Below are 11,114 nucleotides of genomic sequence, written 5' to 3'. Positions count from 1 at the left end.
AGGGAATATGTCCCATTTAAAAAAATAAATTCTGGTTGAAAAATGTCAATATATTGAAAGAGGAGGAGAAAGTTATTTATTCAAAAAACTATAAATTTGCTTAGAATTTCAGCTAGATTGGTAAGTTGAAATCAATTCTTCATGTCTAGATTTTTAAAGATTTTTAAAACCCTATCTATCTCCAGCGTCGGATGATAATTATCTATTAAAAAAGAATAATTTAATACAGGGTTTACACTTAAATTAAGAGAATTTTATCTTATTTTTTTCAAAATGAGAATTGCTGTACTAGCGCCCTTCATCTAGCATTATTAGCCGCTGGTATTGGTCCTGGGGATGAAGTAATTACCACACCTTTCACTTTTGTAGCTACCGTAGCCGCCATTGACTATACCGGAGCTAAGGCTGTTTTTGTCGATATTGACCCTGTTTCTTTGACTATAGATGTCACCAAAATTGAAGCAGCTATCACCGAACGCACTAAAGCAATTTTGCCAGTTCATCTCTATGGTCAACCAGCAGACATGAACCCAATTTTAGAGATTGCTCGTCGTTATGGTCTGATTGTGATTGAGGATGCCGCACAGGCACACAGGGCTGAGTACAAGGGGCAACGAGTTGGTAGTATTGGAGATTTGGGTTGTTTTAGCTTTTATCCGGGAAAGAATTTAGGGACTTACGGTGAGGGTGGGATGGTAGTCACCAATAACCCCAAATACGCCCAGATAATTGATATGCTGCGCGACTGGGGACAAAAACGCAAGTATCATCATGTCCTCAAGGGTTATAACTACCGCATGGATGGCTTGCAAGGAGCAATCTTACGGGTGAAGTTACGCCACTTAGATGCTTGGACAGAAGCCAGGAGAGCGATCGCTGTACAGTACGATAAACTACTGGCAAAATCAGACGTGATCACTCCGAAGGTAATGCCATACAGTCATCACGTTTACCATATTTATGCCGTGCGCTCTACAGAAAGGGATTTACTACAACAGCGGTTACATGAGCAGGGAGTCCAAACAGGGATTCACTACCCGATTCCCGTGCATTTGCAACCGGCTTACGCAGATTTAGGATATCAAGTAGGTGATTTTCCTCATTCGGAACTAGCAGCTAAAGAAGTGCTTTCACTGCCTATGTTTGCAGAACTGACAACGGAATTCCAAACTCAGATTGCAATGACGGTAATTAACTCAATATGACTGAAACTTTTTTTTGAACTTCCTGGGTACAGAATATGCAAAATAAACGAATTTTAATTACAGGTGGTGCAGGTTTAGTTGGTTCTCATATTGCCGATTTACTGGTAAAAGAGGAAGTGGCAGAAATTATTGTCCTCGATAACTTTACCCGCGGCTGTCGTGATAATCTAGCTTGGACACAAGCCAATGGTCCTTTGGTTGTGGTGGAGGGTGATATACGCGATCGCCAACTTCTTGCTGATATCATGCAAGGTGTGGATATAGTATTTCATCAAGCTGCGATTCGGATTACCCAATGTGCCGAAGAACTCCGTCTAGCATTGGAAGTTCTTGCAGATGGTACTTTTAATGTTCTCGAAGCAGCAGTCAAAGCTGGGGTAAAAAAGGTAGTCGCAGCCTCTTCAGCGTCAATATATGGCATGGCGGAGAATTTCCCGACAACTGAATCTCACCATCCCTACAATAATCGCACCATCTACGGTGCTGCGAAAACCTTTAATGAGGGTTTATTCCGTAGTTTCCATGAAATGTATGGACTGAATTATGTAGGATTACGCTACTTCAATGTTTATGGACCTCGCATGGATATTTACGGTGTTTATACTGAGGTATTAATTCGCTGGATGGAGCGAATTATTGCCGGACAGCCACCACTGATTTTCGGTAATGGTGAGCAAACAATGGATTTTGTGTATATCGAAGACATCGCTAGAGCTAACATCTTGGCTGCTAAAGCTGATATCACAGATCAGGTTTTCAATATTGCTAGTGGTGTAGAAACTAGTTTAAATGATTTAGCTCATAGTTTACTGAAAGTGATGGGTTCTGATCTCCAACCAGAATATAAACCAGAACGTAAAGTTAACGCCGTGCAGCGCCGACTGGCAGATGTGAGCAAAGCCAAGCAGTTATTGAACTTTGAGTCCCAGGTATCTCTAGAAGAAGGGTTATCTCGCTTGGTTGCTTGGTGGCACAAACAAAAACTGACAAAGGAAACAAGCCATGTCTGATAGCGATAGCGTGGCGCAAGCCATGAAGATGCAAAATATCCCCATTGCTAAACCTTGGATTGGCGAACCAGAAGCAGAAGCAGCCAAACGCGCTATCATGTCCGGCTGGGTGACTCAAGGACCAGAAGTTGCTGGATTTGAACAGGAATTTGCGGCTTATGTAGGGGCAAATTATGCTTGTGCTGTCTCTAATTGCACTACAGCTTTGCATCTAGCATTGTTAGCCGTCGGTGTGCAGCCAAAGGATGAAGTAATTACTGTCAGCCATTCTTATATTGCCACCGCTAACAGCATCCGCTACTGTGGCGCGATTCCAATCTTTGTGGATATTGAACCGCAGACATATAACATCAACCCAGTCTTAATTGAAGATGCGATTAATGAACGCACTCGCGCTATTCTCATTGTCCACCAAATGGGAATGCCTTGTGATCTGAAAGCTATTTTAGCGATAGCGAAGCGCTGCTGCAAGCAGATCGCCCACCGCCACAATTTACCAGTGATTGAAGATGCAGCTTGTGCCATTGGTAGTGAAATTCTCTGGGATGGACAGTGGGAGAAAATTGGTAAACCCCACGGAGATATTGCTTGCTTTTCCTTTCACCCCCGCAAAGTAATTACCACAGGTGATGGGGGGATGATTACGACTAATAATCCTGCATGGGATCAACAATTTCGCCTCTGGCGACAACATGGGATGAGTGTCCCTGATACTGTCCGTCACGGGGCAAAACAGGTCATTTTCGAGACTTACCCTATGTTGGGCTACAACTACCGTATGACTGATATTCAGGCAGCAGTCGGACGGGAACAACTCAAACGCATACCGGAAATTGTGGAACGCCGTCGTTATTTAGCACAGCGATATCATCATCAGTTGGCAGATATACCAGGATTGAAATTACCAACAGAGTCAACTTGGGCTAAGAGTAACTGGCAAAGTTACTGCATCCGGTTATCTCCACAATATGACCAACGCCAAATGATGCAGGTCATGTTAGATGCTGGAATTGGTACACGACGGGGGATTATGTGCGCCCACCGTGAACCTGCATATCAGATTGAAGCTTGGTCTTGTGGAGTTGCTAAAGAAAAGAATATGCGTGAAATAGGAAGTTGCGATCGCTTAACTGAAAGCGAAAAAGCACAGGATCACGCTATTCTGTTGCCCTTATTTCATCAGATGAGTGAGCAAGAACAAGATATTGTAGTCAACGAATTAAAAGCCGCCTGTCAATCAAATCCAGAGATAGAAATTCAAAATCAGTATTGCTAAAAAGATTCCACACTCTTACTCTCTACGCCTCTATGTGAGATCGATTCGTCTTCTGAATCGGTGACATCATAAATGGTTATAAACACTAAAAATCAAGCTTTCTGGTCGCAAATTTACAGGCTTTTGTATCGAAAGCTCCCTTTTTACCATAAACCCAGAAAATCCTTCATACTTACCTTTGAACTTTGTGAGGTCAACTGTGGCTATAGTCAATGTAGAAAGAAATAGAACCATTCTTGAGATTACTATTATCTTGTTTGTATTTATTGTGGTCAATATAGCCAGTCAAGTATTCCAACAACCCATTTCATACAACCAAGGTCAGGGTTGGGATGGTACTCACTACTTTCAAGTTGCCGAACAAATCTCAAAAGGACTGAAAATAAGAGAAGATGCACCTTTTGTTTATCGCATTGGAACGCCATTTTTAGTGGCTTTATTTTTCAAAAACAACTTACTATTTGGTTTCAAAATTGTAAATATAATTGCCAACCTATTATCAACGATATTATTAAAATTCTGGTTGCATTTATATTTGAACAATTGGCGTATCAGAACATTTTTAGTTATTCTTTTTATTACACATGGATTGGGTTCCGTTCGTTTCACGTATTTTTATCCTACTTTGGTAGATCCATGGCTAATAGTAATTCTACTTATTGGATTGATAGGAATTGAAAGATTCAGATATAGACCTTGCTTTTCCGTTGTCAGTTTGCTAGGAATAGTAAGTTTTTTGGGAGTAATGATTAGGGAATCCGCTCTTATTATTCCTATCGCCTTTGCTTTTGTTACTAATCCTATTCCACCATTTAAAAATTTTTTTCATTCTTTAAGCGAACTGCGGATTTTTCAGATCATTAAAAAGCAATATCAAATTTTATTTCTTCCACTTCTATGTGCTGTATTAGGCATATTATTGGTCAAGTTGCTCGCATCTCAAAACAATGATTATTCATTCATGAAAGCAGTAATTCAGTGGACGTATGGTAAACCAACCTTAACCTATCTTCATTCATATTTTATTACCTATGGGTTGTTCATCATACTTCCTATTTATTCCTGGCGGACTCTAAATAAATTTCTTTGGCGTAATCAGTTTATTTTGATTTATTTACTTGGAATGATTGTCTTATCTAGGATTGGTGGGGCTGATACTGAAAGATTCCTATTTTGGGCAATGCCTGTGGTTTATCTCTTAATTGGAATAGCAATTCAGGAAAACAAAATTCTACTAAATTCACCCTGGGTTTTACTATTCTTGGTCATTAGCTTAATTTGTTCACAAAGGCTATTTTGGATTATTCCTAATTATCCAAATAGCTTTTTGACCCCGATTCCCTTTCTCACAATACTAAGCAACAAGTTTCAATATCTAGATTTATTTTCTTGGTATGGTAAACGTGTTATTCAAGCTATATCACTTTTTCAATACTTGTTTCTAAGTACTATTTTGCTTTTGTGGCTGAATCATCGTGCGAAAGTAACAAAATTAACAAAGGATTGATTGAATTAACCCAAATCTGGTCTGATCTTGCCCAGAGGCAAGTTCCAGTCTTTAGGGAAAGGAAATGCGGTTGAAGCTGTTAGTAAGCTTATTCTTGCAGGACTTTCTAACAAAGAACAGACCAACTTGTTGAGAATCAATGGTATTTATTGAGAATGAAAACCCGATCTCACAAAATCGCGTTGCTCCCGTTAAATGGCAGTAACTTACACACCTCCAAAAGTATTCGCGTTTAAGGAAAATTGTATGGAAATATTAACTAGCAACAGACTCAAGCTTTGGCAAGAAGAAAGCCGTCTTATTATTCCAGAGAACTTCAAAGAATTCCGTAGCCTAGTTGCTCAGGCAAAGGATTATGTAGAGAGTGGCGAGTATACTATGGCTGCCGTATATGCAGAAATGGCTGCTGCATATGCAATCGGAAAACATTGTGGTCTTTTTGCCAGTCCAGAGCTTGAGCGCATTTTGGTCGAAATCGGACAAAAGGCTCTAAAAAGAAGTGCTTATCCTAGTAAGAGTCTGTCTTTGTCTAGAACCCACAGAAATGTATTGCACGTTGCCACCTCTACAGGGGTTATTGGTGGACATTCCAGAATGATGTGGCGTTGGATTCAGCAAGATACTGGGTCTTCCCACTCTGTTGTGTTAACGCGGCAAGCACCAGCTAAGATACCAAAAGCTCTGAGAGAAGCTGTGATTAATAGTAAAGGCAAGATATACGTGCTGAACGAAGGATTCGATGATCTGATCTCCTGTTCCCAACGCCTGCGGGAAATTGCATCTGGAGCAGATTTGGTTGTGCTTCATCTGTTTGGACAGGATGTTATTCCTATGATTGCCTTTGCCAACAAGGAACAATCTCCACCGATTCTCTATCTGAATCACTTAGACCACTTGTTCTGGCTAGGAGCTGGTATTAGCGATATAGTGATTAACCTCCGTGAGTCTGCTATGTCTTTATCACATATCCGTAGAGGAATCGAGATAGATCGTAACATACTGCTTCCTATAACTCTAAGACCTACTCAAAGAATACTGTCCCGTGCAGAAGCCAAGCAAAAAATTGGTATTGCTGAAGATAGTATTTTGCTACTCTCCATCGCTAGGTCTGTTAAGTACAAAACAATAGACGAAATAACTTTCGCTGATGCACATATACAGGTATTGGCTAAATACAAGCAAGCTATTTTAGTGGTTATTGGACCGGCTAATGGTGATGAAGATTGGTCCGTAGCTATTCAGAAAACCCAAGGGAGAATTCGAGTTCTTGCTGAGACCGAAGATACTGCTGTGTTTTACCAAGCTGCTGATATCTATGTGGATTCATTTCCCTTTACCTCGATTACATCGCTTTTAGAGGCAGGTAGTTATGGTGTACCTTTAGTAAGCCAATATCCTTACCACTCGAATTCAGATGCGTGCAAAATTCTCGGTTCCGATGCACCAGGTCTGACTGACAATATGCTTCTTGCAGGTGATCTGAATGAATACACAAAAATTCTCTCAAATTTGATTCAAGACGAAGAATTTCGCCTATCTTTGGGAGAGAGAACTCAAATAAAAATTACAAATTTCCATACGGGTACTCACTGGCAACGTTTCTTGGAAGAAGTATACATTCGAGCAGCTAATGTATCTAAAACTAATATAAATTTAGATTCAAAGGATGATCAGATGTTTACTGGTGAACCAGATGTTTTTATACCATATATACATGGATGGGATATTAATCTAGATTGGCATATCTGTCTAATGCCAATCCATCAACGATTGCGGCATTGGCTCAAAATAGCTCAAAAGTATAATTGGCGCACAAGTATAAACCTATTGCTACCACACAGGACACATGGATATTTAAAAGACAACTCTGAAAATTAAATTGGCAATAGGTTATTTGTTAGTTTGGCGAGCATCCACTTTTGGCAGATATATTTTTTTAGATAAACCATATCTTAAGGTTTTTAGAGTACCAGAATTATGTTTTTCAAAAGTGGATACTCTGCCAATTTGTGAAGCTAAAACAATTAGGTAATGCACTCATGACTGATTTTCTCTATAGGCTTTTATATATTACAAAAGGAAATTACAAATCGCTCATACAGATGCTTGTTTTATTCCTTTTTATTTCTAGCTTGGAAGTTTTTGGTACTGGAATAATTAGTCCATTCATTACGATCATTACTAAACCAGATACAATCAAAAGTATTGACTGGTTATATTTAATTTATAACCAGATGAATTTTCACTCTGGGGAGCAATTTTCTATTATTTTCGGATCGTTGGTTATTATTACTTTTTATCTGAAAGCATTTTTGGCTTTTCATGCTCAAAGAATGGTGTTCAAATTTAGCAATAGTTTAAGAAGAGACATATCTTGTAAGCTCCTAAAAGTATACATAACTGCTCCTTACCTCTACCATTTGCGGATTAATTCAGCAACACTTGTTCAAAATATTATTGATTCAACAGATGCAGTTTCTTTTGGTGTAGTATCTAACACCTTGACATTTGTATCTAACACTATAATTGTTCTGGCATTAATGCTACTTTTAATCAAAACCAATACAATCGCCTTGATTATTATTGTCGTTCTTCTAGTTGTTTCCTTTGGGTTATTGCATCCAATGAAAGATCGTTTAGCTCATTGGAGTGAACAGAGATTTCATGCTTATGGCGAAATAATTCGTATTACAAATCATGGATTAGGTAGCTTGAAAGAAACTCATGTAATTGGTTGCGAATCCTATTTTAATGATCAGATGGAGGAACAATCGAGAATTTACGCTAAAGTTAACACTTTACTCTCAGCCTATAGTAATCTTCCTCGTTTTGTGCTTGAGCCATTAATGATGAGCTTCTTGATTGGCTTTACATTTTTATTTATCACCTTCAATCAGGATGATACACAAAGCCTGATTGGGGTTTTAGGAATTTTTTCACTCGCTTCAGTTCGTCTGATAGCAGCTTTTGGAAATTTAATCTCTGGCATTAATGTGATTAGAGGTAACATTTATTATCTTAATCGGCTATTCTTTGATATGAAGGAGTTGAAAAAAGAAAAGCTGATAACCGACTTGGATTCTCATGCCTTATTGCCAAGCAACAACCAGCAAAAATTTCAGTTTTTCGATAAAGTTATTTTAGATAGCCTCACCTTTCGATATCCCAACACTACAAGAAATTTACTAGAAGATATTTCCCTATCTATTCGTAAGGGAGAGTCTATTGGACTAATTGGTAAATCTGGTGCCGGTAAAACTACTTTGGTTGATGTTCTTTTGGGTCTTTTTATCCCTCAATTTGGAGATATCAAAGTTGATGGTGTTTCAGTTTATAGCAATTTACGCGCCTGGCAAAATATGCTTGGTTATGTTCCTCAGTCTATATTTTTGATTGATGATACCCTTGAGCGAAATATTGCATTTGGAGTCCCTGACTATTTAATTGACCAAAATAAATTAAAGAAAGCGATTCAAATGGCTCAACTTAGCGAAGTGGTTGACCAACTTCCAGATGGAGTAAAAACTATTATTGGTGAACGGGGAGTTCTTTTATCAGGAGGACAACGCCAAAGAGTTGGGATTGCACGGGTACTTTATCACGAAAGAGAAATACTAGTTTTTGACGAAGCAACTGCTGCTCTAGATACTGAAACAGAACATCTGATTACTGAAGCAACAAAAGCTTTAGCTGGTACTAAGACCATCATTATTATTGCTCACCGCTTTTCAACAATTGAGCATTGCGATTGTATTTACCAACTTGAACAGGGTCGAATTCTCAAATCAGGCAGTTACCAGGAAGTGATTACAGGAAGATGCTGATTCTCACTTTTTAATCCTAGTGAAAGATAAATTTTAGAGGTAAAAAAATGTATAAACTTCGTAATAAAATTGCTTCTTTTTCTCGTCATACACCATATATTCGTGGCAAATTTCGACTAGGAAAAATAATCAGTCATTTGTTGAGTAATTATAACAACGATCAAGAATGCATTACAATTATTGAAATGCGAGATAAAAGTTTAATGCAATTAGATGTAAGGAGTGGAACAGAGCAATGGCCTTACTGGACAGGCAGTTATGATGATGAAATTATCTCAAAATTGTCTGGCTGTTTAAAGGAAAACTGTGTTGTGCTAGACGTTGGGGCAAATATAGGTTTATACTCAGTAGCATTAGGCAATAGGCTAAAAGCATTAAATGGAAAGATATATGCTTTTGAACCTGTGAAAAATAACTTTGATCGACTTATTAAAAACATTGCATTAAATAAATTGGAAGCAGTTGTATTAGCTCACGAAATTGCACTTGGCGATCAAGAAGGCTTTATCGAAATGGCAATGGCTAGTGATAACAACTCATTAACTGGCAATGCGGTAATGGTTAAAGGCGGAATTTCTCGTGATTTTTTTAAAATTAATATTAATAATAAAGCACACTTGAAAAAGCTGGATACCTTTGGAAAGGAGCAAAAAATTGAAACTTGTCACCTTATTAAGATTGATGTTGAAGGAGCTGAAGTTATGTTTTTGCGTGGTGCTATATCTTTTATAGGTCAACATCGTCCAATTATTTATGGTGAATTTAATAACTATTTTTTACCACAGTTTGGCTCCTCATTTCTTGATGTAGTGAATCTTCTTCAGCCCTTAAAATATCGTTTCTTTAAGCAAATTTCAAATGCAGGATTTATTGAAGTATTTGATCCCAAAGCAGGTTCTGAAAATATGCTGCTTACACCAGTGGAGATATCAGATTCAGTGTTGACTAAATTAGGAGTGTTAGGAGTGTGATTTTCAAATCTATGAAATATGCCAAAAAAGTTTCCATTAGACTCGACGGAAGGCTGGGTAATCAGTTGTTTCAACTGGCTTTAGCTTTGAATATTTCGCAGCGATTTAAGGTCAAAATCTTACTTGATGATCATTTATCCACACATAAAGGATTTGAGAGATTTTTGTTTAAGGAGTTATCCGTATTTAAATATTTTCAATATTGTTCTAAACTGCATTCATTCGCTAATAGAATTCAGCATAATTCTACCCTCAGAAGGTTTTACAAGGCAGATAATCTATTCATAGAAAGTGAGACGGGTAATTATGATTTGGATTTAGCAAAACCATATCAATCATATACAGGATTTTTTCAGTCGCCCAGCTTTTTCCCAGAAAGAGACGTAATTCTTAAAGCCTTCTCTTTAAGAAGTGAATTTATATGTGAACCGCTTTCCATATTCTTGAATTTGGCTAACCAAACAGAATGTCTGGCGGTTAGTATCAGAAGAGGTGATTTTTTGGAAAATTCGCATTTGGGAGTCTGTTCAAATGAATATTATCTGAACGGCATTAATCTTGTTCGTGACAGAATATCTGTTGATTACATCTTTGTTTTTTCTGATGATATCTCGTACTGCCGTGAAATTTTAACTTCCGTTGATTGCGAAGTTATTTATATAGAAGGATTTACACCAGCAAAATCTTTGTATCTAATGAGCCAGTGCAAACACTTTGTAATTGCAAACAGTACATTTAGTTGGTGGGGAGCCTGGTTATCAGAGCATCAGGATAAGCTGGTAATTTCTCCTAACCCTTGGAATGACAAAGATACTGTTTTATCTGACTTTATTCCCCCTAATTGGATTACTTTGCCTAAACATCCCTTTTTGAGTAATTCACAGGTGAGGATCTGAATATGAGGAATCAGCTTCTCGTTAGCATTATCATTAACAATTACAATTACGATCGCTTTCTGCCAGAAGCAATCAATAGCGCCATTAACCAAACCTATCCTCATACTGAAATAATTGTTGTTGATGACTCCCGGTTCGCCCATTTTTGCGAGAGTTAGAAGAATTCTACTCAGGAGTAAAAGATTGACCACTAAGCTGAGTATAAATAGTAGGGGGAAACCCAAGTAAAACAAGAATACGCTGCTGTAAAGGGGAAAGAGTAGTTAAATGAGTGTAGACTTCATTGTTAACCTCAATTAATATCAATGTGATTTCTTTAAATGCAGCAAGAAGCATTTCAGCAGTAGGACGTGCCGTTTTACGCTGAGGATTACCAGCATAAAGTCCAGCCAATTTTTCTTGATTTTTGTCAAGATGGCGACGAA

At 38.1% G+C, this 11,114-nt stretch carries 7 protein-coding genes and 3 pseudogenes; 9 read left to right on the top strand and 1 reads right to left on the bottom strand.

Annotation, left to right across the window (positions count from 1 at the left end):
• Window positions 1-287: 287 nt before the first annotated feature.
• The 9 genes and pseudogenes from AN486_RS24500 to AN486_RS24460 all read left to right on the top strand — a co-directional run.
• Window positions 288-1,205, top strand: a pseudogene (locus AN486_RS24500) (DegT/DnrJ/EryC1/StrS family aminotransferase); the annotation flags it as partial.
• Between the two features lie 35 nt (window positions 1,206-1,240).
• The gene (locus AN486_RS24495; protein ID WP_053538737.1) at window positions 1,241-2,215 is read left to right on the top strand and encodes an SDR family NAD(P)-dependent oxidoreductase; all 975 of its coding nucleotides are present in this window, start codon (window positions 1,241-1,243) and stop codon (window positions 2,213-2,215) included.
• A complete protein-coding gene (locus AN486_RS24490; protein WP_290602850.1) occupies window positions 2,208-3,491 on the top strand; it encodes a DegT/DnrJ/EryC1/StrS aminotransferase family protein in 1,284 nt (427 codons plus the stop codon). Before AN486_RS24495 ends, AN486_RS24490 begins: the two co-directional genes overlap by 8 nt.
• Window positions 3,492-3,690: 199 nt before the next feature.
• A complete protein-coding gene (locus AN486_RS24485) occupies window positions 3,691-4,998 on the top strand; it encodes a hypothetical protein (RefSeq protein ID WP_290602849.1) in 1,308 nt (435 codons plus the stop codon).
• Window positions 4,999-5,244: 246 nt separating this feature from the next.
• Window positions 5,245-6,876, top strand: coding sequence for a glycosyl transferase family 1 (locus tag AN486_RS24480; protein WP_053541232.1), 1,632 nt, complete (start codon window positions 5,245-5,247; stop codon window positions 6,874-6,876).
• A 161-nt stretch (window positions 6,877-7,037) separates the two neighbouring features.
• Window positions 7,038-8,822 (top strand): ABC transporter ATP-binding protein, encoded by a 1,785-nt coding sequence (locus AN486_RS24475; RefSeq protein WP_053538735.1) that lies wholly within the window; start codon window positions 7,038-7,040, stop codon window positions 8,820-8,822.
• 47 nt (window positions 8,823-8,869) lie between these two features.
• On the top strand, window positions 8,870-9,793 hold the full coding sequence (locus tag AN486_RS24470) for an FkbM family methyltransferase (protein ID WP_290602848.1): 924 nt from the start codon (window positions 8,870-8,872) through the stop codon (window positions 9,791-9,793).
• Between the two features lie 11 nt (window positions 9,794-9,804).
• Window positions 9,805-10,689: an alpha-1,2-fucosyltransferase gene (locus AN486_RS24465; RefSeq protein WP_290602847.1), complete on the top strand. Its 885-nt coding sequence runs from the start codon at window positions 9,805-9,807 to the stop codon at window positions 10,687-10,689.
• A gap of 2 nt (window positions 10,690-10,691) precedes the next feature.
• A pseudogene (locus AN486_RS24460) lies at window positions 10,692-10,817 on the top strand (glycosyltransferase); the annotation flags it as partial.
• A gap of 37 nt (window positions 10,818-10,854) precedes the next feature.
• Here AN486_RS24460 and AN486_RS24455 read toward each other — a convergent pair.
• A pseudogene (locus AN486_RS24455) lies at window positions 10,855-11,114 on the bottom strand (hypothetical protein); the annotation flags it as partial.

Origin of the sequence: Anabaena sp. AL93, from assembly GCF_001672085.1 — a bacterium.
In the GTDB taxonomy this organism is placed as follows: domain Bacteria; phylum Cyanobacteriota; class Cyanobacteriia; order Cyanobacteriales; family Nostocaceae; genus Dolichospermum; species Dolichospermum heterosporum.
The sequence above is the reverse complement of the archived record's forward strand: the minus strand, read 5'-3'. Positions and strand labels throughout refer to the sequence as shown.

Bases quoted from the DNA above. Each gene is read 5' to 3' on its own strand.
- AN486_RS24495 (WP_053538737.1), top strand. From the start codon at position 1,241: ATGCAAAATAAACGAATTTTAATTACAGGTGGTGCAGGTTTAGTTGGT.
- AN486_RS24490 (WP_290602850.1), top strand. From the start codon at position 2,208: ATGTCTGATAGCGATAGCGTGGCGCAAGCCATGAAGATGCAAAATATC.
- AN486_RS24480 (WP_053541232.1), top strand. From the start codon at position 5,245: ATGGAAATATTAACTAGCAACAGACTCAAGCTTTGGCAAGAAGAAAGC.
- AN486_RS24475 (WP_053538735.1), top strand. From the start codon at position 7,038: ATGACTGATTTTCTCTATAGGCTTTTATATATTACAAAAGGAAATTAC.
- AN486_RS24470 (WP_290602848.1), top strand. From the start codon at position 8,870: ATGTATAAACTTCGTAATAAAATTGCTTCTTTTTCTCGTCATACACCA.
- AN486_RS24465 (WP_290602847.1), top strand. From the start codon at position 9,805: ATGAAATATGCCAAAAAAGTTTCCATTAGACTCGACGGAAGGCTGGGT.